We start from the raw sequence: 24347 nt of genomic DNA on the forward strand, positions 1-24347 counted from the left end.
AAGTGACCATGAGCCGCACTGTATTTTGTGCTCGACTAAATAAAGAAGCCGACGGTTTGGATTTTCAACTGTACCCAGGTGAATTGGGTAAACGTATTTTTGACAACATCTCAAAAGAGGCTTGGGCACAATGGCAGCATAAGCAAACCATGCTGATCAACGAGAAAAAACTCAATATGATGGACCCTGAACATCGTAAATTGCTGGAAACCGAAATGACCAACTTCCTATTTGAAGGAAAAGAGGTCCATATCGAAGGCTACACGCCACCAAGCAAATAAGAGATACCTTATTTATTTCGAGGATAATCAATGACATCATGGTAAACGCTCTGATGTCATTTTTGTATTGGGAAGATAATGAGAAAGCTGACTTACTTTTTTATTGCAATGCTACTGGCCGGTTGTAGCCGAGAATTAGTTGAACGCATATACAGCGTCGACTATGAGCCGACCAACCGTTTTGCCAAAAACTTAGCGCAATTACCCGGGCAATTTGTCAAAGATACCGCCGCCTTAGATGCACTGATCAGCAGTTTTTCTGGCAACATTGAGAAACGTTGGGGCAGTAAAGAGATCAAAGTGGCCGGTAAAAGCAACTATGTAAAATACATCGATAATTACCTGAGTCGTTCCGAAGTCAATTTCTCCACGGGAACCATTATTATCGAAACAGTTTCCCCAACTGACCCCAAAAAACATCTGCGCAATGCCATTATTACCACCTTGCTCACGCCTGATGATCCCGCACACGTTGACCTTTTCTCTTCACAAAATATCGAATTGAATGGTCAGCCATTTTTGTACAACCAAGTGCTTGATCAAGATAAACAACCGATCCAGTGGGGTTGGCGCGCGAATCGATTTGCTGATTATCTTATTGAAAATAAATTAAAAGTTAAGAACGTTGATTTCAAAAAAGCCTACTATGTGGAAATTCCTATGGTAGCGGATCATGCCTCTAAACGAGGTTATAAATACGCCGACATCGTGCACCGAGCCTCGAAAAAATATAACATTCCCGAAGATCTGATCTACGCGATCATAAAAACTGAAAGTAGCTTTAACCCCTACGCCGTCAGTTGGGCCAATGCGTATGGCCTGATGCAAGTGGTTCCTAAAACCGCAGGTCGAGATGTCTTTAAACTGGTCAAAAATAAATCTGGTGAGCCCAGTCCTGAATATCTGTTTGATCCCGAAAAAAATATTGATACGGGAACGGCCTATTTTTATATTCTGAAAAACCGCTACCTCAAAGAGGTCAGCCATCCAACGTCACTCGAATACAGTATGATTTCGGCCTACAACGGCGGCACAGGAGGAGTACTGAATACCTTTAGCAAAGATAGGAAACGAGCGATGAGGGACTTAAATTCACTGCAACCCAATCAAGTCTATTGGGCGCTGACCCAAAAACACCCTAATGCTGAATCGAGAAGGTACTTAGAAAAAGTAACAAAATTCAAAAAGGAATTTAACGCAGGTGGATAAAAAAGCGCAGCTTTGTCTAAATTCGCAGCAAACAAACCGTTTTTTCAAAATATTTCCAAAAAGCAGTTGACGATTGAAGGGAAAATCCGTTTAATAGCGCTCCGTTGCCCGGATAGCTCAGTCGGTAGAGCAGAGGATTGAAAATCCTCGTGTCGGTGGTTCGATTCCGCCTCCGGGCACCACAAATTAAATTGTTGGTGCTTTTGTTAAAGTAGCAGCAAGCAATAAATAAAGTGCGCCGACTTAGCTCAGTAGGTAGAGCAACTGACTTGTAATCAGTAGGTCACCAGTTCGATTCCGGTAGTCGGCACCATTTATTGCCTCGATAGCTCAGTCGGTAGAGCAGAGGATTGAAAATCCTCGTGTCGGTGGTTCGATTCCGCCTCGAGGCACCATTATTTGGTGCGAAGTCTTAGACTTACACAGATAATTCCCCCTTAGTTCAGTCGGTAGAACGGCGGACTGTTAATCCGTATGTCGCAAGTTCAAGTCTTGCAGGGGGAGCCACTTTTAAAGCCAAGTCTAACGACTTGGCTTTTTTATTGTCCGTCATATTTATCCAATCCCCTCTACCTCTACAACGATTGAATTATGGGTCAGTCCATTTTCCGTCGAAAACTAAAACCAGTCTGGTGAGTTTGCTCCTTTAGTGTAACCAAGCGGATAAACGTGTGTTTTTCAACGCGCTTTTATTCGCTATTTGCTCCATTCAAAGCTCCTATTTTCTTTTCAACACCTCTTTCCCTATCTAATCTGACACTAATTTTTAACGAAAATGGGCAAAAACGAGTCACTAAGTATAGAAAAACAACAAACGACATTTTTTTTGCATTTTACTGTTGACGTTAAATGCGAAAAACCTTTTAATACACCCCGTCGCCCGGATAGCTCAGTCGGTAGAGCAGAGGATTGAAAATCCTCGTGTCGGTGGTTCGATTCCGCCTCCGGGCACCACAATTTCTAAATTGTTGGTGCCTAGCACAGACAATAAATTTAAAGATAAAAATGTGCCGACTTAGCTCAGTAGGTAGAGCAACTGACTTGTAATCAGTAGGTCACCAGTTCGACTCCGGTAGTCGGCACCATTCTTTAAAACCTGTTCCCCCTTAGTTCAGTCGGTAGAACGGCGGACTGTTAATCCGTATGTCGCAAGTTCAAGTCTTGCAGGGGGAGCCACTTTTCATCAATGAGCACTGCTTATTGATTCGGCGCCGACTTAGCTCAGTAGGTAGAGCAACTGACTTGTAATCAGTAGGTCACCAGTTCGATTCCGGTAGTCGGCACCATTTATCTGCATAAGATAAGCAAACATTCTGTTCCCCCTTAGTTCAGTCGGTAGAACGGCGGACTGTTAATCCGTATGTCGCAAGTTCAAGTCTTGCAGGGGGAGCCACTTTCTAAAGCCAAGTTTTCAAACTTGGCTTTTTTTGTGTCTTGCGTATGCTCATAATAAAAAGAGCCAGTTTGCACCAGCTCAATCGATTGGAACGTTCGCGGTAATTCACGATAGCCGGTTACTTAAAACCCTTCTCTTTCTTAATCAAATCGTACGCATTTTGGATCTCTTGCGATTTTTCTTTCGCAACGTTCATCATCTCTGGTGGTAAGCCTTTGGCCATCAATTTATCTGGGTGATGCTCATTCATCAATTTGCGATAGGCACGTTTAATCTCTTTAGCATCCGCATCTTCACTCACGCCTAACACATCATAAGCATCAGTTAGGCGTTCAGCTTGCGCGGCTTGTTGCCACTGCCCAGATTGCTGGTAGCCTTGCTGTTGGCCACCAAAATTTCCGCCTTGTTGAAAACGAAAGGCCGCTTCTTGCATACGTAAGCGTCTTTCCAGTTGATCGGATGAGAAACCTAAACTACGAGCGATTTTGTGCAGTACATTGCGCTCGCTAGGGTGAACATCCCCATCGGCAAACGCGGCTGATATTTGCAATTCGAGGAAAAATTGCAACAAGTCAAAGCGTCCACCCGTCGAAAGGCGCACACGCTCCAACACTTCCTCTAAAGGAAAGCCACTCTCTTTCCCCTCACGAAACGCATCTTGAGCCGCTTTACGTTGCTCACCATGTAAGTTCATACGCTCCATCATGATGGTAGCTAGCTGGATCTCTTCTTTGGTAACTTGCCCTTTCGCTTTAGCAACATGGCCCATGACCGCGAAAGCGGCTTTAAAAAATTCGTCTTGTCGCTCAGTTTGGCTTGGCCCAGAACCAAATGAGCTAGTTTTAAACCCCGCTTGATTCAAACGACGAGCTTTATCAAATTGATGCCCGAGAAACAAACCAAAAAATGCGCCAAACGGTCCTCCAAATAAGAAGCCAAAAAAAGCGCCAAGAATTTTGCCAAAAATATGCATTATGTGCTCTCAATCTATGAATTTTTCAGGAGTAAAGCGGTCTGATAGTGCCGGGAGCTTCAATTTCCTTTATGATAAGAAACGTTTTATTTTACATTCGGCCATCCATCTTCCGAATCAATCAAGTTCAAACAGGATAGTACAACTCGATGTCATGTTTTTCCCGCACCTTGTTAGCCGCTTCAATTAGCGCAGCTCTTTTTGTGCCACAGACTCAAGCAGAAGCTATGTTAGACAATAGTGTGCAGGAAATGCCCGCTATAGATCAATGTTTGATCAACGAACCTGAAGCAGAAAACTCAAGTCAGCAACCGATTAATGTCGAGGCTGATACGCTAGAAGCCGTGAACGGTGAACGCGCAAACTACTCAGGCAATGTGGTCGTTGTTCAAGGTAAAAAACGCATTCTAGCGGATACCGTTACCCTGCATCAGAAAGATAATATTGTGGTTGCGCAAGGTAATGTCAACTTCAGTGACGGTGAAGTAAGGACCATTTCTGACAAAGCCACCAACAATCTTAATACGGATTTAATGACATTAGAGAACACAAAATATCAATTTTTGTGTGAACCCGGCCGTGGTGAAGCTGTGTATATTTCCAAAACGGGTAAGGCTATTTATGAGATAGAAGATGGTTCGATTACCTCTTGCCCTGAAGGTAATAATGCATGGCGATTGAAAGCATCCAGCATTGATATTGACCAAAATGAAGAGCAAGCCACTTTTTATAATCCGCGCTTCGAGATTCAAAATATTCCGATTTTTTATCTGCCATTTCTTACGGTGCCGATTGGCGACACACGTAAAACGGGATTTTTATACCCTACCGTTTCTTACGGTTCTAGCGATGGTTTTGAAGCCCAAATCCCTATTTATTGGAACTTAGCGCCAAACTATGACCTAGAAACGACCTTTAAATATATGCAAGAACGCGGTACGCAATTAAACAGTGAATTCCGTTATCTGAATGATTTTGGTACAGGTAACATTAAATCTGAATATTTACCTGATGATCAAAAACATCCGGAAAAGGGCAGCCGCTGGGGCTTCCAATACCAACACAGTGGTATTTTCAACCAAGCTTGGAAGTTTGAAATTGACTACTCTCAAGTCAGTGACATTAGCTACTTTAGTGATTTAGACTCAGGTATCGGTAACCGAGAAGATGGTCAGCTTATCCAAGAAGGTAAAGCCACCTACCGGACCCACAATTGGGATTCATCGATACTGGTTCGCGACTTTCAGCTGCTTACAGAAGACAAAACTAGCACCAACCAACCCTATCGCTTGATGCCACAGATTGCGTTTAATTACTATGCGCCCGAATTATTACCGTATTTGAACTTTGATATGGTGAGCCATCTGTCGCGTTTTGAAACCGATGCAAGAGGAAAACCTGCAGCCACCCGAGCGCACATTGAACCGGGCTTTACTATTCCTCTCAGTAACACCTGGGGCACTTGGACAACCGAAGCGCGAGTGCTTGGTACTTATTACCAACAAGATCTCAGCGGTGTTGACCTCAATTCGGATAATTATAAAGACCTAAAAGAGAGCGTTTCACGCATCATTCCGGAATTTAGAACTCATGCGGGATTAGTACTGGAAAGAGATACGGTTCTGTTTGATGATTATACGCAGACACTTGAGCCGCAGATTCAGTACCTGTACGTACCGAGAGAAGATCAGCGCAATATCGGGCTGTACGATACAACGCTACTGCAAACCGATTATTATGGTTTATTCCGCAGCCGTAAATACAGTGGTGTCGATTATATTGCCCCAGCAAATCAGATCAGCTACGGTGCCTCTTCACGGTTTTTCGACGATCAGTATAAAGAACGTTTAAATATCTCTTTTGGCCAGATTTTTTACCTCAAAAAAGATCTCAAGAATTCCTCCCCTAATGAGGGAGATAATTCAGCCAACACTTCCAACTATTCGGCTTGGGCCGTCGAAATGGACTTCAACTATGATGATTTACTCTTCTATCATGGCGGGGTTCAGTACGACATTGACAGCAGTACGATGCAGCTCGCCAATAGTACTCTAGAGTACAGAGTGGGTTCTGGATACATTCAAACTAACTATCGTTACGTCACCAAAGAGTATATTGATAATACCGTTGGCGATACAATTACCAATATCAATGCCATTACCAAAGATGGCATTTCACAAGCCGGTTTACTGGCTGGGTATCAGATCTCCAAAAAGTGGAATGCTAGCGGACAGTACTTCTACGATTTAACCACGGAAAAGAGCCTGGAGTGGCTGGCTAACCTAAGCTACACCTCAGATTGTTGGTATATTGGTTTTACTTATAGTAATCAACTGCGGAAATGGGATGGTGATTTTGTTACTGACCCTAATGCTACGCCACTCTACGAAAATAACTTTAGTTTGAACTTTGGTATTGTCGGTTTTGGCACCACGATTGGTGCAGGTTCCGGAATGACGGGCGTAGACAGCGCTGGAAATTCATTAAGTTATGGTCGTCCATTTTTCCTAAACAACTAATTTATTCGGCCTTTGCTTAAGCGTAAAGGCCCTTGCTCATTTTGATAGGACTACAAATGAAATTGTGGAAACACACACTGATTGGATTGATGGCAACATTAAGCCTAAACACCGCATACGCTGCTCCTGTTGAGCTCGATCGCGTCGCCGTCATCGTCAATAGTGGCGTTATTTTACAGAGTGACATTGATGGTGCATTAAAAACCTTGACCATTAATGCAAAGAAAAATGGTCAAACGCTACCCGAAGACACAGTGCTACGTGAGCAAGTGGTTGAAAAATTGATTATTGATACCATTCAGCAACAAGAAGCACAACGCATTGGCGTTCGCATTGACGATAACCGACTCAGTGACGCGATCGCCGACATCGCGAAAAACAATAATCAAACCCTGGAACAGCTTAACGCTTCTGTTACTGCTGAAGGGCTGACTTATGCCGAATTTCGCGAACAAGTACGTAAAGAAATTGCAGCAAGTGAAGCGCGCAATGCTTTAGTTCGTCGCCGGATCAATATATTACCGGACGAAGTGGACAACTTAGCCAATATTCTTGCGCAAGAAACCAATGCAACGGTGCAATATAAAATCAGCCACATCCAACTGCGTGTTGACGACACTCAAGATAAGGCCGCAGTAGAACAGCAAGCCAAAACCTTAGTCGAAAAACTCAACCAAGGAGCGGATTTCAGCACCATGGCTTATACCTATTCAAAAGGTCCGAAAGCGCTGCAAGGTGGTGATTGGGGCTGGATGCGCAAAGAAGAAATGCCGACAATTTTTGCCGACCAAATCAAAATGCAAAACAAAGGCTCTATTATTGGGCCATTTCGCAGTGGCGTCGGTTTCCACATTCTTAAAATTGATGACGTCAAAGGATTAGAAACCGTCGCGGTCACGGAAGTTAATGCACGCCATATTTTAATCAAACCCACGGTCATTTTAAGCGATGACGGCGTACAAAAAGAGCTACATGACTTCATTCGTCGCATTAAGGCAGGTGAAGCGACCTTTGGTGAATTGGCGCAGCAATACAGCCAAGATCCCGGCTCTGCGGCGCAAAATGGCGAATTGGGTTATCAAACACCGGATCTGTACGTGCCGGAGTTTCAACATCAAATCGAAACATTATCGGTTGGACAAATCAGCGAACCCTTTAAAACCGTTCATGGTTGGCATATTGTCGAAGTGCTTGATCGCCGTGAAGTCGACCGCACCGACTCTGCACTGAAAAACAAAGCTTATCGCATTCTTTTTAATCGAAAATTCAATGAAGAAGCCAGCGCATGGCTACAAGAAATGCGTGCCAGTGCCTTTGTCGAAATTATACAGGACAACCAAGATGACAATTAAACGCATCGTGGTTACCGCTGGCGAGCCCGCGGGTATTGGCCCAGATTTGGTGCTGGCCTTATCAAAAGAAGATTGGGCACATCAACTGGTGGTATGCGCGGACAAAAGCTTGCTTGCAGAGCGCGCTAAAGAGCTCAATATTGACGTTATATTGGAAGACTACTCAGTCACCTCTGCACCAAAACCACAGCAAGCGGGACGGTTAGTAGTGGATCATATTCCCCTCGGCGCACCGGTGATAACGGGGAAACTGAATGAAGCCAATGGACATTATGTATTAAATACATTAGAAAGAGCCGCTTTAGGCTGTATGAATGATGAATTTGATGCTATTGTCACCGGCCCTGTGCACAAGGGGGTGATCAACCGAGCTGGCGTTGCATTTAGCGGCCACACTGAATTCTTTGCAGAAAAGTCTAATACTCCACTGGTGGTTATGATGCTCGCAACAGAAGGGTTGAGAGTCGCGCTAGTGACAACACATATTCCACTGGCTTATGTATCAAAGGCAGTAACGGTCGAGCGGTTAGAAAAAATCATCACTATTTTGCATAAAGATTTGGTGGAAAAATTTGCTATTGCTCAACCCAAAATTTATGTGTGTGGTTTAAACCCACACGCAGGAGAAGATGGCTGTCTGGGCCGTGAAGAGATAGAAACCATCACTCCAACACTAGAAAAAATTCGTCAGCAAGATGGCATTAATTTGATTGGCCCACTACCAGCCGACACCATCTTCAATGACAAATACTTGCAAGATGCCGATGCTGTTTTAGGCATGTATCACGACCAAGTCCTGCCCGTATTAAAGTACAAAGGCTTTGGTCGTTCAGTAAATATTACTCTTGGTCTACCCTTTATAAGAACATCGGTCGATCATGGCACCGCACTCGAATTGGCAGGGAAAGGGCTTGCGGATACAGGGAGCTTTAGAACAGCACTCGCCTACGCGATTGACTTGGTAGAAAAGAAACCTAATTAATTTCGAGAAAACTATGAGAAATGATGTCCACTTAGGGCACAAAGCGCGTAAACGTTTTGGTCAAAACTTCCTAAACGATCCATACATTATTGATGGCATCGTCTCTGCGATTAACCCTCGTCCGGGACAAAATTTGGTTGAGATCGGCCCCGGTCTTGGAGCGATAACTGAGCCAGTCGGCCGCGAAGTGGATAAATTCACTGTTATTGAGCTAGACCGTGACTTAGCTGAGCGCCTGCGAAACCACCCAGAATTATCGAGTAAATTGACGATTCACGAAGGCGATGCGATGCGCTTTGACTTCACGCAGTTGGTGAAACCGAATAATAAACTGCGCATTTTCGGCAACTTGCCATACAACATTTCAACGCCATTAATGTTCCACTTATTTGAATTTCATAAAGATATTCAAGATATGCACTTCATGCTGCAAAAAGAAGTGGTCAACCGTTTAGCTGCCGGTCCCGGCAGTAAAGCTTACGGGCGCTTAACGGTTATGACGCAGTATTTCTGCAAAGTGGTTCCTGTGTTGGAAGTTCCGCCAACGGCCTTTGTACCGCCACCGAAAGTTGATTCAGCCGTGGTGCGCTTGGTGCCTTATGAAGTACTGCCGCATCCAACGACAAACATGAAGTGGTTAGAGCGTGTCTGCCGAGATGGTTTTAACCAACGTCGTAAAACCGTACGCAACTGCTACAAAGGTTTGATTGAGGTGGAAACGCTAGAAGAACTTGGGGTCAACCCTGGCATGCGCCCGGAAAACCTAACACTTGAACAGTTTGTTGCTATGGCAAACTGGTTAGACGCTCATCACGCCTAATAACGATTGAGCGATAAACGGCCAATGTCTATCGCTCATCTATAAAAACAAGGAGTTAACATGGATATCTCTGAACCTTGTATCAAAATCCAAGTCCATACCCAGTATCTCCCCGAGCAGTCCAATCCCGATTTACACCGCTATATCTTTGCCTATGTGATCACCATCCGTAATCTCAGCAACCAGCAGGTACAGCTGATGAGCCGCCGTTGGTTAATTACCGATGCGAATGGCAAACAGATGTCTGTGGAAGGTGATGGCGTGGTCGGGGAACAACCGATTATCTTGCCCAATGATGAGTACCGCTATAACAGTGGTACGGCGTTGGAAACGCCAGTCGGTGTGATGCAAGGTCATTACATTATGTTAGATGAAGCGGACGCTGAATTTATTGTTGAAATTGAACCGTTTCGTCTCGCTATTCCTAATGTTTTAAATTAAAAGAGGTAGCCGTGGCGAACTATATTGTCGGCGACATTCAAGGCTGTTTTGACGAACTACAGTGTTTATTGGCTCAAGTGCAATTCCAACCACAACAAGACACACTGTGGGTAGCTGGCGACTTAGTAGCAAGAGGCCCTAAATCTCTAGAAACGCTACGTTTTATCAAACAATTGGGTAGTTCGGCGCGTATCGTTCTAGGCAATCACGATCTTCACCTACTGGCCGTCTCGCTGGGCATCCACCCATGTAAACCTCGTGATAAAACCTTACCCATATTACAAGCGAACGATGCAACAGAGCTGCTCACTTGGTTGCGCCATCAACCGCTCCTCGCTGAACATGCTGACTTTGTTATGTGCCATGCGGGGATTTCTCCTCTGTGGGATCTTGAAACTGCACGTCAAGCAGCAAAAGAAGTCGAAAGTATTTTGCAAAGTGATCGTTGGCGTTGGCTTATCGAGCAGATGTACAGCAACACACCTGATATGTGGAGCTCGAAGCTAGAAGGGATTGACCGCTATCGCTATACCATCAATGCCTATACTCGGATGCGTTTTTGCTTTGCTGATGGGCGTCTTGATATGGCGTGCAAACTTCCCCCTCAAGAAATAAAAGATGAAGAATTGTTACCGTGGTTTGCCCTACCCAAACGCCTTAAACTCGATAAAACAGTCCTCTTTGGCCACTGGGCTGCATTAGAAGGTTACCGCAGCGACGAAGTGATAGGGCTTGATACTGGCTGTGTGTGGGGAGGATGTTTGACCATGCTACGCTGGGAAGATAAACACTACTTCACTCAACCAGCGTTAACCCATAAAGGCTAACGAATAAAAAGATCCGGATCGTTGCTTAATATCGATCCGAAATCCTCTATTGCTTATCAAAAACCACAAACTGCATGTTGTGAGCATTTTTGTCATCCGCTTGATACATTTCACGATGAACTTCTTGCCACTCACTCCCCCACTCGGGAAATTGTGTATCTCCCTCAATATTTAAGTCAATAAAGGTGAGGTATAGTTTATTGGCCTGTGGCATACAGGCTTGATAGATAGAGCCGCCACCAATGATCATCACTTCATCCACATGACCCGCAACCTCAATGGCTTCTTCAATCGAAGAGACAATACTCACCCCTTCAATTGCCAATGAAGCATCACGACTGATCACGATATTATGGCGACCAGGTAACGGGCGACCAATAGACTCATAAGTTTTTCGCCCCATGATCACTGGTTTGCCCAACGTACAGCGTTTAAACCATGCAAAATCTGCCGGTAAATGCCATGGCATTTGATTGTCTTTACCAATAATCCGATTGTCTGCCATCGCGGCAATCATGCTGATGATCATAAATAAGATCCTAAAGTGTCATCACGAAAGATAGCCCATGCCCTTACACTATGGGTTTGCGCCGATAGAATAACAAACCCGGCACCGCAAGGCCAACCGCTAAGCCCGCGATAATAAACATCGCTTTTAAAAAATTATCCATCAGTATCGCCAGCAGCTCTGGCGTAAAACCAAGATGGTTAATTTCAACCATTGCAATCATCGCTTTAAAGGCAAAAACCCCGGGAACCATTGGGATCAAAGCCGCTACCGTAAACACTTTAGGGTGAGCTAAAAATTTACGCGACCAACGCACGCCAATCATTCCAACGATAGTTGCAGCAAAAAAAGTCGCCCACTCAATGGGAATTCCAAATTGCATCATTAAGTAACGTGAGCCATGACCAATCGCACCACCTAACGCACAATATTTTAGGGCTGGTACAGGAACATTAAACACCAAAGCAAAACCAACGGCTGGGATTGCAGCAAAAAACATGTCATTGGCTAAACCGAGTAATAAATTCATCCAATCCATCGCTACCATCCCCATACACCCGTCACGCTCATCGCCGCAACGATGCCCAAACTCGTTGCCAACGTAAGCAAACTTGCCATCACAAAACGGGCAATACCCATATTGATATAACCTTTAAGCATATCCGCGACCGCATTAATTAAAGGAAAACCGGGGACTAACATCAGTACAGAAGAAGCCATCACAATGGTTGGTTTATTGCCTAGCTGGTAGATGATAGCTTGCGCTGAAATGATCGAAGTGACAAATGAGGTCACCGTAAAGTTGACGAGCGGATTAAATTGGCGATGCCCAATCTCTTGGCGCACAATCATACCCGCCGCAGAAGCAATGAACGTCATCGTAAACACCGTCCAATCTCCGCCAGCTAAACGAGCAAATGCAGCACAAGAAAGACCAATCATCACCACAACCAACCAACGGTTGTAGCGTTCAGGGCTGATCTGATTGAGTTTTTTCTGCGCAAGGGAATAATCTAAAATCCCTTTTTCCATCATGATGCAGATGCGCTGGACTTGCGTCACTACCCGCATATTGATCCCACGATCAGGACAACGGCGCGCAGTCGTAATGCAATGGCCATCATAAACCGTGGTTAGCACAAGTGAACTCGCCGAGAGCGATACTTCCACTTCACTCATGCCACACGCCGCTCCCATGCGACGCATAATATCGCCCACCAGTGTACTTTCCGCACCATGAGCCAACAACATTTGCCCAGCCTGGGCGATCAATCGAGAAACAAGCCTCTGGTTGGATGTCATGATTCCTTTCCGAACGTCCTAAAAGCCCAATAGTGTGCCCGAAATTGGGTGCTTTAAATATGATTTAGCTATAAAAAAGCCGCAATAATTATTGCGGCTCAATCCATTCAGGAACATTAATCACGAACATAGATAACGTGACCGTCATCTTCTTCGTCGTCCCAATCATCCCAGTCATCACCATCTTCAGTGATCACATTTTGGCTGTTCATCTCATCTTTATGGTAATCATCCCACATGAAATCGACTTTCTGAGCTTCACTGAGCTCTTCCTGCTCACGAGGTAACGTTTCCATATAGTCAGCCAACTCACGGCACAAATCCGCCGTACCTTGTTGGTTTACTGCCGAAATTTTGAAGTATCGCCCTTCCCAAGCTAGCGCATCTAAGATCTCTTGGATCTTTTCATCGGCTTCTTCTTCAAGCATCAGATCAACTTTGTTGAACACCAACCAACAAGGTTTTTGTGACACTTTTTCACTGTATTGCTCTAGCTCATCAAAGATGGTCAGCGCATTTTGCGCAGGATCACTTTGATCAACAGGAAGGATGTCGATCATATGCAGCAACACTCGGCAACGTTCTAAGTGCTTTAAGAAGCGAATACCTAAACCAGCACCATCGGCCGCGCCTTCAATCAAGCCCGGAATATCAGCGATCACGAAACTTTTCTCAGGAACCACACTCACGACACCCAAACTTGGGATCAGCGTAGTGAAGGGGTAATCAGCGACTTTTGGCTTCGCTGCTGAAACAGAACGAATAAAGGTTGATTTACCCGCATTCGGCAAGCCAAGCATACCCACGTCAGCTAACAGTAAAAGCTCAAGGCGTAATTCGCGCACCTCACCTTTTTTACCCATGGTTTTTTGGCGTGGTGCACGGTTAACGGATGACTTAAAGCGAGCATTACCTAAACCATGCCAGCCACCTTTAGCGACCATCACTTTTTTGCCATGCTCTGCAACTTCACCTACAACTTCATTGGTGTGAATGTCAACCGCTCGAGTCCCAACAGGCACCTTCAAAGTAATGTCTTTACCGCGCTTACCTGTACAGTTAGCACCGCCACCATTTTGGCCGCGCTCAGCAGCGTAAAAGCGTTGGAATCGGTAATCAACCAAGGTATTTAAGTTTTCATCGGCTTGGATATAAACGTCGCCGCCATCGCCGCCATCGCCGCCATCAGGGCCGCCTTTCGTCACGAATTTTTCACGCCAAAAGCTCACGACACCGTTACCGCCATCACCCGCTTCGACTTTAATTATCGCTTCATCAACGAATTTCATTTGTTACTCCACGCTCTTTGCGTTGCGATATCATTGTCACACAATGATATAAATTCTAGCAGATACACATTCAGGATCGACCGTGATCATCCTTCGTTTTATCCACAATTGGAACACATAAGGAGAAACTCTAGTGATTAGAGTGTCTTCTTTTCTGTTCGGCTGATAAATAAAAAACCCCACCGTAACGGCAGGGCTTTTGAGTTCAGTTAGGTATAAATTTATTCAGCGTCGATGTCGATGCTAACAAATTTACGGTTTTTAGGACCTTTAACTTCAAATTTCACTTTACCTTCAGTAAGAGCGAAAAGAGTATGGTCTTTACCGATACCAACGTTAGTGCCTGCGTGGAACTTAGTACCACGTTGACGAACGATGATGTTACCTGCAAGAACAGATTCACCACCGAAACGCTTAACACCAAGACGTTTGCTTTCTGAATCGCGGCCGTTACGAGTAGAACCGCCAGCTTTTTTGTGTGCCATTGTTAAACTCTCCTAAATTACTTAAGCGTTGATGCCAGTGATTTTCACTTCAGTGAACCACTGACGGTGGCCTTGTTGTTTACGAGAGTGTTTACGACGACGGAACTTAACGATTTTAACTTTATCGCCACGACCGTGTTGTACTACTTCAGCAGTAATTTTACCGCCTTCAACAAGAGGTGCCCCAACAGTGATTTGCTCACCGTTAGCAACTAGTAGAACTTTATCAAATTCAACAGTTGCACCAGTTTCAACGTCTAATTTCTCTAAACGAAGAGTTTGACCTTCGCTTACACGGTGTTGTTTACCACCAGATTGGAAAACAGCGTACATATTTTACTCCGCTCTTTCCGCACAGCCGTATGCTTTTTATTTGAGCAATTTGGGTGTGCGCTAAACTAATCATCAATAGGGCGCAGATTCTACGCGAATGAGTACCCCAAGACAAGCCATATTTTGAAAAAATTGGCGAAAAGCTAATCGCCAATGAAAAGTGGCGCAATCATGCCTTTAAGCCTTGTATTAATCAACGTTTTTTAGTGTATTATTCGAGAATTATAGAAGAACACAACACCTTATAGGTTCTAACTTCAGCCGGATTAACCATGGATTTTAAAGCTATCCAAACGCTTACTGCCGATGACATGGCAAAAGTGAATGAAACGATTCAAGCTCAGCTCAACTCTGATGTATCTTTAATCAATCAATTAGGATTCTACATCGTCAGCGGAGGTGGGAAACGCCTGCGTCCTTTGCTGGCTATTTTGTCGGCTCGAGCCCTTGGTTATCAAGGTGAAGCGCACACGACTGCCGCTGCATTTATTGAATTCCTCCACACGGCAACCTTGCTGCATGACGACGTTGTCGATGAGTCGGATATGCGCCGTGGCAAGGCAACAGCGAACGCGGCATTTGGCAATGCAGCGAGCGTGTTAGTGGGGGATTTCATCTACACGCGTTCCTTCCAAATGATGACTACACTAGGATCGTTAAGGATCCTTGAGCTGATGAGCGATGCGGTGAACGTTATCGCTGAAGGCGAAGTGCAACAATTGATGAACTGTAATGATCCAAACACTACCGAGGAAAATTACCTACAGGTGATCTACTCGAAAACGGCGCGTTTGTTTGAAGCAGCGACCCAGATTGGTGCGATATTAAGTAACGCTTCTCCTGAAATTGAAACGGCACTACAGAACTATGGTAAGTACCTTGGCACAGCTTTCCAACTCATTGATGACGTGATGGATTACACCTCTGATGGCAGTGAAATGGGCAAAAATGTGGGCGATGATTTAGCGGAAGGCAAACCAACACTTCCTCTATTGTACGCAATGCAGCATGGTACACCCGAACAAAAAGAGATGATCCGTGAGGCCATCGAAAAAGCCAATGGCATGGAACAGCTTGATGAGATTCTAGCGGCAATGAAACAGACAGGCTCGCTTGAATACACAACCAACAAAGCGCTAAAAGAAGCCGATAAAGCGATCAATGAGCTGTCTATCCTGCCAGAAAGTGAATATAAACAAGCACTGATAGCTCTAGCTCATATGGCTGTGAATAGGACAAAGTAGAACAGCAGCTAGCTTGGACGAAGAATCGACCTTTGCCTAGAAATGCACCGCTACAAAAAGAGCCTCAATTGAGGCTCTTTTTGATTCTAAGCGTTATTTAAAACCCGCCTTGCCAAATCATGCCAAATGCAAAAACAGCCACGATCGTTAAAGCACAAGCTCCTAACTTTTCTTTGCCTTGAAAAGGATGAATGCCCTGCTCTCGTTTGGCTTTCATGTAGAAATAGAGCCCAGGTAAGTAGAGTAGCGCGGAGAGCATCAAATAGTGCAAGCCAGAGGCATACAAAAGCCAAATCCCATAAATGGTGGCACAAGAACCTATCACCAGAAGTTTGCCTTTATTCTTCTGTTCAATCGCGATCTTTAACGTAAAGGCGCCGATCAAAAAATAGGGAACAAGGATCATTTCTGAAGCGAAGATCAGCAGCGTATCGTAGGTACTGCCTGCGTACATCACCAGAATCAGTGAGACCTGAATGCAAATATTGGTTAGAGTTAACGCTTTTACTGGGCTCCCCGCTTCGTTTTGCTGGGCGTAGATGGCAGGAAACATCTTATCTCTAGCACATAAAAATGGCGCTTCGGAGGCCAGGACCGTCCAGCTAAGAAAAGCACCGCACACCGAAATAATTAATCCAACACCGATAATGTACTCACCCCAAGGACCAAGAATAGTCGTCAGCACTTTGGCCATTGAAGGGTTCTGATATTGCGCCAATTCAACCGGTTTAATCACGCCCATCGACAATAAGGTGACCAATACATAAATGGTCAACGCCGTAAGCAAACCGAGAATAGTCGCTTTACCGATATCAGCACGGTGGCGAGCGCGGCTTGACACAACAACCGCTCCCTCTATTCCGATGAACACCCATACCGTGATCAACATGGTGCTTTTTATTTGATCCAGCAGATCATGGCCAACACCGAAGTGTAAGCCTGTAAAATCCAATGTGAATTTGTCCCAAGAAAAAGCAAAAGCGGCACAAATGATGAACAACACTAGAGGGATCATTTTAGCAAAGGTGGTAATTAGATTAATGAATGCGGCCGTTTGTACTCCTTTTTTGACCAACGCATGCACCAACCAAAGTAATAGCGATGCACTCCCAATGGAAAGCCACGTATTACCCGCCCCAAACATCACGTTATCTGGTGTATCAAACAGCATACCTAAGGTACTAAAAACAATTACCAGATAAGAGACATTAGCCACCATGGCGCTAAACCAGTAACCCCATGCGGAACAAAAACCCGCAAAGTCACCAAATCCTTCTCGAGCAAAACCAAATACGCCACTATTAATATGAGGTTTATGAATGGCAAGTTGTTGAAAAGAGAGCGCGAGAAAGATCATACCAACGCCGGTGATCCCCCAACCGATCATTACCGCCAAAGGGCTGGCGACTGAGGCCATGTTTTGTGGCAGGCTAAAAACACCAGCGCCAATCATTGAACCAATGACCAGTGCTGTCAGTGAGCCCAAACCAAGCTTATTATCCATGGGAACTATCCAGTGAGTGTTTACACATTAGAGGAAGGCGCTATTTTAGAGAACATATTTACCAGACATCAATCCCTATGTGATCGCGGTCACTGAGATAGTGAGTCAATAGTCAAATTCATTGCTAGGGATCAAAAAGTTTGTAAGTTCACGACGAAAATAATGCACTGCTCAGTAAAAAAAACCGCATATTACACAGTTCAAAGCATCATCATACAAAAATATTGGTAAAAACCATAAAAAATGCCGCTTGGATGAGCAAGCGGCATTTTTGTATAAGATAAGGTTATTCTTTATTTGGCGAAATCAACACCTAGCTGAATATCACCTTTCAGTGTTGTCAGCATTCCATCTAACGCGGCTTGTTCATAGGCACTCAATGCACCATAGCTCAACACTTCTTCGACACCCTCCTTACCGAGTTTAATCGGTTGTGCAAAGAATGAGGCATGCTCACTACCACCGTCAACGTAGGCACATTCCACAACACCTGGTTCACCTTGTAGTGCTTTGACTAATGATAAGCCAAAACGGCAAGCCGCTTGACCCATTGACAGTGTTGCACTGCCGCCACCCGCCTTCGCTTCCACCACTTCGGTGCCTGCGTTTTGAATGCGCTTAGTTAGTGCTTCCACTTCTTCAGCCGTGAACTCAACCCCTTCAATTTGCGAAAGCAAAGGAAGGATAGTGACGCCTGAGTGGCCGCCAATCACAGGCACAATAATCTCACTAGGGTTTTTATCTTTTAGCGCCGCGACAAACGTTTCTGAGCGGATCACATCCAACGTTGTCACACCAAATAGCTTACGCTTGTCGTAAACGCCTGCTTTTTTCAAGACTTCCGCTGCAATAGGTACTGTTGTATTGACAGGGTTGGTGATAATGCCCACACAGGCTTTCGGACAGACAACCGCAATCTTTTCAGCCAATGCTTTCACAATGCCAGCGTTAACATTAAACAGATCTGCGCGATCCATACCCGGCTTACGAGCGACACCAGCAGAAACAAGGACTACATCCGCACCTTCAAGCGCAGGTGTTGGATCTTCGCCAGCATAGCCTTTGATCGATACGGGAGTAGGAATGTGGCTTAGATCGGCAGCAACGCCCGGAGTCACCGGTGCGATGTCATACAGCGCCAGATCGGAACCAGCAGGAAGATGGTTTTTAAGTAGAAGTGCTAGGGCTTGACCGATGCCACCAGCGGCACCAATAACAGCTACTTTCATCGTAGTTCTCCTTGAGAATAAATCTCTTATAAATGTTTTTGTGTAGGGTATTTTTAAGCTAGAAAACTATAGCAATCACAATATGATTACAATCAATTAACGCTAGCTTTGCGACCTCGCGCAATTCGCTAAAATCGTGCTACAGCACCGATGGCAATTATGACCTTGTTTATCTTTACCGACAAAGAGTTAAGTTGCCATTCGACCAAAGTTTTACATAAAAGTTTACAGTGACCTTTTAGACACTTTTGGACGATAATTTGGCGATGACTGCATAGCTATGCGAGAATATGCAGCAATAAATGGCTAATCGAAGACGATAACTATGCGCAACAATAATGATAAGCAAGATAATCTGGTTCGTGCTTTTAAAAATCTATTAAAAGAAGAACGTTTTGGATCTCAAGGTGACATTGTCGATGCCCTGCGTAATGAAGGGTTTGATAATATCAACCAATCCAAAGTATCTCGCATGCTGACTAAATTTGGCGCGGTACGCACTCGCAACGCAAAAATGGAGATGGTCTACTGCCTTCCTGCTGAACTCGGTGTACCAACCGTATCAAGTTCACTGCGCGAATTAGTGCTAGATATAGATCACAATGCCGCGCTGGTAGTGATTCATACCGGACCAGGGGCGGCGCAGCTTATTGCTCGGTTACTTGATTCTCTGGGCAAATCAGAAGGCATCTTGGGTGTGGTGGCCGGTGACGATACCATTTTTATCACACCGACACTGAACGTAACGACAAAGCAGCTGTTTGATTCAGTCTGTGATCTGTTTGATTACGCAGGGTAATTTGTCACTAAACGCATTTCATCTCACTCTCTAGTAGAATCACACTGAGTCAAGTCGGCGTGATTCTCTTCACATCTTCAGCAATAAGTTGTCACAGCAGAAAGAGGAATAACTCCTTGATAGGCAAGCTATTGCCATATTTTGGCTCTGACAATGACGCTTATTGATAGCCAATTTCGCTACATTTTTTAACATTCCTGTAATTATGTGTCGATTTTTTGGTATTATTTAGCCACTTTTTCAACATACGGATTGAAAAAGATGCCGTTTCTAGATGAGGAAACTCCCCCGATACCCAAACAACTTGAAGTTGCGGGTAGGCGGCAAGTGAGTCAGTCGTCATAAGCATGGATAATTCTGTGATTGGGGTGAACGAACGTAGCCAACACCACAGCAACTTCAGGTGGGAAGGGTGTAACAACAATTATCTATGGGGTTAATAATGAATAAGGAAGGAAAATTCATGGCATTGAATAAATTGATTAAAGTTGGAATTATTGCAGCAGCGGTCATGGGTACAGGTACGTTAAGCGCACAAGAGTTCATTACGATTGGTACAGGATCCGTCACTGGTGTTTACTACCCGACAGGTGGTGCTATTTGTAAGCTGGTTAATAAAGGGCGTAAAGATCACAACATTCGCTGCTCAGTAGAATCAACGGGCGGATCGATCTACAACGTGAACACGATTCGTGCAGGTGAACTCGATTTCGGTATTGTTCAATCTGACTGGCAGTACCATGGTTATAACGGTACCAGTGAATTTGCCGAGCAAGGCCCGAATAAAAAACTGCGCGCAGTTTTTTCCCTTCATACCGAACCTTTTAATATCATTGCCCGCGCGGATTCTGGCATTGAAAACGTGGCTGACTTGAAAGGTAAACGTGTCAACATTGGTAACCCAGGTTCTGGTGACAGGGCCACCATGGCAGTGGTGATGGATGCATTTGGTTGGACCAATGACAGCTTCAAATTGGCTTCTGAGCTCAAAGGCTCTGAGCGCTCTCAAGCATTGTGCGACAATAAAATAGATGCCTTTATTTATATGGTTGGCCATCCAAATGGTTCAATCAAAGAAGCAACGACCTCATGCGATGCAAAACTCGTCTCTGCTACTGGCCCTGAAATTGAAAAAATTGTTGCCAATAACCCTTACTACGCTTACAGCACGATTCCTGCTGGCATGTACCGTGGAACAGATAAAGATGTAACCAGTTTTGGTGTGGCTGCGACCTTGGTATCAAGCACTGATGTGTCTGATGAAGTCGCATACAATTTGGTCAAAGCGGTATTTGAAGATTTTGATACCTTTAAACGTCTTCACCCTGCCTTTGCTAACTTGAAAAAAGAAGACATGGTGAAAGCGGGGATCTCCATTCCTCTTCACCCTGGCGCAGAAAAATACTACAAAGAAATCGGTCTGCTAAAATAATTTCGCATCGCGAAAACCAACAATAGCGATACCGAATCAAAGGAGGCTGAACGTCTCCTTTGATTGCCCTTTCAGTCACGAGCGATATGCCCTTTATCCCTTGGCGTTATGGTCAGCGATGATGGCCTGTCCTCTTACGTTTACAACGACTCTCTGGGCACATTTGGGTTTTAAATGATTTAACAACCCACCTTTTGTTCTGTTCCGCAATAGCCCACTTCTCATTAGCAGTGAATTGACCCTGTGACCAACCGAGACGTAGGCAGCCAATAATAAGGATAACGTACATGACGAAGACACTTACTCCGTCAACCGATGTGCAGGAAATGGTAGCGCAATCTGATACCGGCGCAAGAAACCCTCACGGCTTGCCGGGGCGCATTTTGTGGTTTGTCCCACTATGTTGGTCACTATTCCAACTTTGGTATGCTTCACCGCTGCCCTTTATTTTTAACTTTGCCATCTTAAACGATACGCAAGCACGAGCCATTCACCTCACATTCGCTGTCTTTCTCGCCTTTACTGCCTACCCTGCGTTAAAGAACTCACCACGCGATCGCATTCCATTGATTGATTGGATTTTGGCATTGGCGGGCAGTTTCTCTGCTGCTTACATCTATTTATTTTACAATGAGTTGGCTGGTCGCTCTGGTGCGCCAACCTTGATTGATATAGCGGTCTCCGTCACAGGAATGGTGCTATTACTTGAAGCAACACGTCGAGCGTTAGGACCACCGCTAATGTTGGTCGCAGCACTCTTTTTGCTCTACACCTTTGGTGGCCCCTACATGCCGGATGTGATCGCTCATAAAGGAGCGAGCCTAAACAAAGCGATGTCTCATTTATGGCTGACCACTGAAGGGGTTTTTGGGGTGGCTCTTGGGGTTTCCACCTCTTTTGTGTTCTTGTTTGTTCTATTTGGCGCAATGCTTGAACGAGCTGGCGCAGGTTCCTATTTTATCAAAGTAGCCTTTTCACTGCTGGGCCACATGCGAGGCGGTCCCGCGAAAGCAGCGGTTGTAGCCTCAGGCTTATCGGGGCTAGTGTCTGGCTCATCGATTGCAAACGTAGTTACCACCGGTACTTTTACCATTCCCTTGATGAAACGTGTCGGCTTTCCCGGAACAAAGGCGGGCGCTGTTGAAGTAGCCGCTTCCACCAATGGCCAATTAACCCCGCCTATCATGGGTGCTGCCGCATTTTTAATGGTGGAATATGTCGGTATTTCCTATGTTGAAGTGATCCGTGCGGCGCTACTGCCAGCGCTTATCTCTTATATTGCCTTAATTTATATTGTCCATTTGGAAGCCTGCAAAGCAGGAATGAAAGGCCTACCTCGCCGTCATACACCGACATGGGTGCAAAGCTTACTTTCATTTACGGGTACTATTTTAGGGCTTTGCGTTCTCAGCGCTGTTGTTTACTACGGCATTGGTTGGACCAAAGAGGTGTTTGGTGACGCCGCTACTCCAATTGTTACGGTCGCGCTTTTACTGACTTATGTCGCTCTGATTAAAATTTCGTCTCGCTACGCCTCAGAAAGTGCAATGGATATGGATATCCAAGAAGTACCCGACCCTGGGCCGACGGTAAAATCAGGGCTTCATTACCTGCTACCTATTGTGGTGCTAGTATGGTGTTTGACGGTCGAGCGCTTCTCGCCTGGATTATCCGCCTTTTGGGCCACGATATTTATGGTCTTCATTTTGATCACTCAGCGGCCAATCATGTCGTTACTCAATAAGAGCAACGATTTGAACACGCAAGTGAAGGCTGGGTTTGTTGATCTTGCCGAAAGCTTGGTTTCGGGCGCGCGGAATATGATTGGCATTGGTGTGGCAACCGCAGCCGCAGGAACCGTCGTTGGTGTCGTCACCTTGACTGGCATTGGCTTAGTGATGACCGATTTTGTTGAGTTTATCTCCGGTGGCAGCGTCATACTGATGCTGATTTTTACCGCTGTGATCAGCCTCATTCTTGGTATGGGCTTACCGACTACCGCCAACTACATCGTCGTATCAACCTTAATGGCTCCCGTCATTGTGACACTGGGAGCCGCTCATGGTCTTATCATCCCATTGATTGCCGTACACTTATTTGTGTTCTATTTCGGCATTTTGGCAGATGACACCCCACCAGTTGGCTTGGCGGCATTTGCCGCAGCCGCTATCGCTAAATCAGACCCTATTCGTACAGGTATTCAAGGGTTTGCTTACGATATTCGTACCGCCATTTTGCCCTTTATGTTCGTATTCAACACTCAACTACTGCTAATGGGAATTGATACATGGTGGCACTTAGCGTTAACCATTTTCTCGGCAATTACCGCAATGCTGCTGTTTTCTGCTGCGACTCAAGGTTGGTGGCTAACTCGCAATAAGTGGTGGGAAACCGTCTTGTTGTTGGTGCTGACGTTCTCGTTCTTCCGACCCGGTTTTTGGTGGGACATGATTTATCCTGCGACCGAACTGCACCCAGGCACAGAGATAGCGCAAATTGTAGAAAACCTCGATGTGGGTCAATCGATAGAGCTTATCGTCGCTGGTGAAACCATTGAAGGTGATTACTTATCAAAAACAGTACTACTCCCTTTTGATGATCAAGCGTCAACGGCAGAACAGCGTATTCAATCAATGGGGCTAGCCCTGAAAGAAACCAGTAATCGTATGCTGGTGGATATGATTGAGTTTGGCAGTCCAGCTGAAGCTGCAGGCATAGATTTTGATTGGGAAATCCGCTCTGTTGTGTTGGAAAGCCAACGGCCAATGAAAGAGTGGGTTTTCTTACCTGCATTATTATTAGTGCTGACGCTAGCTTGGAATCAAAAACGCCGTATGAGAACACAAGAAATACGCGCTTAATCAATATGCCTAGCACGAGCTAGGCATATACTTTACGGAAACAAGGTGCTCTAAAGCACCCTATCGTAGATGAGATAATCCATAATGTATAAACACATCCTTGTTCCAGTGGACCTTAATGAAAAAGGCTTTTCTGACAAAGCCGTTGAACTTGCTGTTTGGCACGCGACACATTCCAATGCTGAAATTCATCTTTTAAATGTATTACCTGGTATCCACATGTCGATGGTCGCCACATACTTCCCGAAAGATGCCGCGGCGAAAATGAAAGAAGACGTCAAGCAACAGCTAAAACAGTTTGCTGATCAACATATCGCTGACGAAATAATCTACAAACTGCATGTAGCGGAAGGTAAAGCCTACACCACCATTTTAGATTACGCAGAAAAGCTCGGAGCTGATTTGATTATCATGCCAAGCCATAAACGATCGAAGATCGATAAAGTGATGCTGGGATCGGTGGCCAGTAAAGTAGTGCAAAACTCGCCAATCAATGTACTGGTTGTCAAACCGCAAGGATAGAAACCCTGCATCGTCATAAAAAAAAGCGCATGAGGCGCT

The 24347-nt window shown here is 45.0% G+C and carries 22 protein-coding genes and 9 tRNA genes; 22 read left to right on the forward strand and 9 right to left on the reverse strand.

Going from position 1 to position 24347, the window contains the following annotated elements; translation table 11 throughout:
- Positions 1-8: 8 nt before the first annotated feature.
- The 11 genes from AACV20_RS02760 to AACV20_RS02810 all read left to right on the forward strand — a co-directional run bounded on the left by AACV20_RS02760 (position 9) and on the right by AACV20_RS02810 (position 2883).
- Positions 9-281: an oxidative damage protection protein gene (locus AACV20_RS02760; RefSeq protein ID WP_010320634.1), complete on the forward strand. Its 273-nt coding sequence runs from the start codon at positions 9-11 to the stop codon at positions 279-281.
- Between the two features lie 78 nt (positions 282-359).
- Positions 360-1490, forward strand: a complete 1131-nt coding sequence (gene mltC / locus AACV20_RS02765) for a membrane-bound lytic murein transglycosylase MltC (RefSeq protein WP_013857830.1) — start codon at positions 360-362, stop codon at positions 1488-1490.
- A gap of 106 nt (positions 1491-1596) precedes the next feature.
- Positions 1597-1672: transfer RNA gene (locus AACV20_RS02770), tRNA-Phe, on the forward strand.
- A 55-nt stretch (positions 1673-1727) separates the two neighbouring features.
- Positions 1728-1803: transfer RNA gene (locus AACV20_RS02775), tRNA-Thr, on the forward strand.
- A gap of 6 nt (positions 1804-1809) precedes the next feature.
- Positions 1810-1885 (forward strand) — tRNA-Phe (locus AACV20_RS02780).
- Positions 1886-1921: 36 nt separating this feature from the next.
- Positions 1922-1997: transfer RNA gene (locus AACV20_RS02785), tRNA-Asn, on the forward strand.
- 371 nt (positions 1998-2368) lie between these two features.
- A tRNA-Phe gene (locus tag AACV20_RS02790) sits at positions 2369-2444 on the forward strand.
- 55 nt (positions 2445-2499) lie between these two features.
- Positions 2500-2575: transfer RNA gene (locus AACV20_RS02795), tRNA-Thr, on the forward strand.
- Between the two features lie 15 nt (positions 2576-2590).
- A tRNA-Asn gene (locus tag AACV20_RS02800) sits at positions 2591-2666 on the forward strand.
- A gap of 34 nt (positions 2667-2700) precedes the next feature.
- Positions 2701-2776, forward strand: a tRNA-Thr gene (locus AACV20_RS02805).
- Between the two features lie 31 nt (positions 2777-2807).
- Positions 2808-2883 (forward strand) — tRNA-Asn (locus tag AACV20_RS02810).
- A 121-nt stretch (positions 2884-3004) separates the two neighbouring features.
- On the opposite strand, the gene djlA is transcribed toward AACV20_RS02810, so the two are convergent.
- Entirely contained in the window at positions 3005-3859 is an 855-nt protein-coding gene (djlA, locus tag AACV20_RS02815) for a co-chaperone DjlA (RefSeq protein ID WP_017050643.1), read from the reverse strand.
- Positions 3860-4008: 149 nt separating this feature from the next.
- Here djlA and lptD point away from each other — a divergent pair, with 149 nt between their 5' ends.
- From lptD to apaH, 6 genes are read left to right on the forward strand one after another with little or no spacing between them, the layout of a single operon-like run.
- Positions 4009-6378, forward strand: coding sequence for an LPS assembly protein LptD (gene lptD / locus AACV20_RS02820; protein WP_170907930.1), 2370 nt, complete (start codon positions 4009-4011; stop codon positions 6376-6378).
- Between the two features lie 56 nt (positions 6379-6434).
- Positions 6435-7730, forward strand: a complete 1296-nt coding sequence (surA, locus tag AACV20_RS02825) for a peptidylprolyl isomerase SurA (protein WP_064624316.1) — start codon at positions 6435-6437, stop codon at positions 7728-7730.
- Positions 7720-8712: a 4-hydroxythreonine-4-phosphate dehydrogenase PdxA gene (pdxA, locus tag AACV20_RS02830; RefSeq protein ID WP_017050645.1), complete on the forward strand. Its 993-nt coding sequence runs from the start codon at positions 7720-7722 to the stop codon at positions 8710-8712. Before surA ends, pdxA begins: the two co-directional genes overlap by 11 nt.
- A 13-nt stretch (positions 8713-8725) precedes the next feature.
- Positions 8726-9532 (forward strand): 16S rRNA (adenine(1518)-N(6)/adenine(1519)-N(6))-dimethyltransferase RsmA, encoded by an 807-nt coding sequence (gene rsmA, locus AACV20_RS02835; protein WP_013857835.1) that lies wholly within the window; start codon positions 8726-8728, stop codon positions 9530-9532.
- Positions 9533-9592: 60 nt separating this feature from the next.
- Entirely contained in the window at positions 9593-9973 is a 381-nt protein-coding gene (gene apaG / locus AACV20_RS02840) for a Co2+/Mg2+ efflux protein ApaG (RefSeq protein WP_013857836.1), read from the forward strand.
- Between the two features lie 11 nt (positions 9974-9984).
- The gene (apaH, locus tag AACV20_RS02845; RefSeq protein ID WP_013857837.1) at positions 9985-10800 is read left to right on the forward strand and encodes a bis(5'-nucleosyl)-tetraphosphatase (symmetrical) ApaH; all 816 of its coding nucleotides are present in this window, start codon (positions 9985-9987) and stop codon (positions 10798-10800) included.
- Positions 10801-10846: 46 nt separating this feature from the next.
- Here apaH and folA read toward each other — a convergent pair whose 3' ends face one another.
- The 6 genes from folA to rplU form a co-directional block, all read right to left on the reverse strand.
- Entirely contained in the window at positions 10847-11329 is a 483-nt protein-coding gene (folA, locus tag AACV20_RS02850) for a type 3 dihydrofolate reductase (RefSeq protein ID WP_017045398.1), read from the reverse strand.
- A gap of 43 nt (positions 11330-11372) precedes the next feature.
- On the reverse strand, positions 11373-11861 hold the full coding sequence (locus AACV20_RS02855; RefSeq protein WP_017050647.1) for a threonine/serine exporter family protein: 489 nt from the start codon (positions 11859-11861) through the stop codon (positions 11373-11375).
- Positions 11849-12610, reverse strand: a complete 762-nt coding sequence (locus tag AACV20_RS02860) for a threonine/serine exporter family protein (RefSeq protein ID WP_170907931.1) — start codon at positions 12608-12610, stop codon at positions 11849-11851. The genes AACV20_RS02855 and AACV20_RS02860 overlap by 13 nt, the downstream gene beginning before the upstream one ends.
- A 116-nt stretch (positions 12611-12726) precedes the next feature.
- Positions 12727-13899, reverse strand: coding sequence for an Obg family GTPase CgtA (gene cgtA, locus AACV20_RS02865; protein WP_017050648.1), 1173 nt, complete (start codon positions 13897-13899; stop codon positions 12727-12729).
- 221 nt (positions 13900-14120) lie between these two features.
- Positions 14121-14384 carry a 50S ribosomal protein L27 gene (gene rpmA, locus AACV20_RS02870; protein ID WP_170907932.1) on the reverse strand — a complete coding sequence of 88 codons (264 nt, stop codon included), beginning with the start codon at positions 14382-14384 and terminating at the stop codon, positions 14121-14123.
- A gap of 21 nt (positions 14385-14405) precedes the next feature.
- Positions 14406-14717 (reverse strand): 50S ribosomal protein L21, encoded by a 312-nt coding sequence (rplU, locus tag AACV20_RS02875; RefSeq protein ID WP_010320620.1) that lies wholly within the window; start codon positions 14715-14717, stop codon positions 14406-14408.
- Between the two features lie 272 nt (positions 14718-14989).
- Between rplU and ispB the strand changes: the two genes are divergently transcribed.
- A complete protein-coding gene (ispB, locus tag AACV20_RS02880) occupies positions 14990-15961 on the forward strand; it encodes an octaprenyl diphosphate synthase (protein ID WP_094128145.1) in 972 nt (323 codons plus the stop codon).
- A 97-nt stretch (positions 15962-16058) separates the two neighbouring features.
- Here the strand turns inward: ispB and AACV20_RS02885 are convergent, their stop codons facing one another.
- Positions 16059-17465 carry a basic amino acid/polyamine antiporter gene (locus AACV20_RS02885; protein WP_017047085.1) on the reverse strand — a complete coding sequence of 469 codons (1407 nt, stop codon included), beginning with the start codon at positions 17463-17465 and terminating at the stop codon, positions 16059-16061.
- A 293-nt stretch (positions 17466-17758) separates the two neighbouring features.
- The gene (mdh, locus tag AACV20_RS02890) at positions 17759-18694 is read right to left on the reverse strand and encodes a malate dehydrogenase (RefSeq protein ID WP_017043806.1); all 936 of its coding nucleotides are present in this window, start codon (positions 18692-18694) and stop codon (positions 17759-17761) included.
- A 325-nt stretch (positions 18695-19019) separates the two neighbouring features.
- Here mdh and argR point away from each other — a divergent pair, with 325 nt between their 5' ends.
- The 4 genes from argR to AACV20_RS02910 all read left to right on the forward strand — a co-directional run bounded on the left by argR (position 19020) and on the right by AACV20_RS02910 (position 24308).
- Complete coding sequence (gene argR / locus AACV20_RS02895) at positions 19020-19493, forward strand: transcriptional regulator ArgR (RefSeq protein ID WP_013857844.1); 474 nt, start codon at positions 19020-19022, stop codon at positions 19491-19493.
- Between the two features lie 463 nt (positions 19494-19956).
- Positions 19957-20925, forward strand: coding sequence for a TAXI family TRAP transporter solute-binding subunit (locus tag AACV20_RS02900; RefSeq protein ID WP_026027829.1), 969 nt, complete (start codon positions 19957-19959; stop codon positions 20923-20925).
- 287 nt (positions 20926-21212) lie between these two features.
- Entirely contained in the window at positions 21213-23786 is a 2574-nt protein-coding gene (locus AACV20_RS02905; protein WP_170907933.1) for a TRAP transporter permease, read from the forward strand.
- A gap of 84 nt (positions 23787-23870) precedes the next feature.
- The gene (locus AACV20_RS02910) at positions 23871-24308 is read left to right on the forward strand and encodes a universal stress protein (protein WP_013857847.1); all 438 of its coding nucleotides are present in this window, start codon (positions 23871-23873) and stop codon (positions 24306-24308) included.
- Positions 24309-24347: the final 39 nt, after the last annotated feature.

Source organism: Vibrio sp. B4-6 (genome assembly GCF_963888245.1).
GTDB lineage: Bacteria > Pseudomonadota > Gammaproteobacteria > Enterobacterales > Vibrionaceae > Vibrio > Vibrio anguillarum.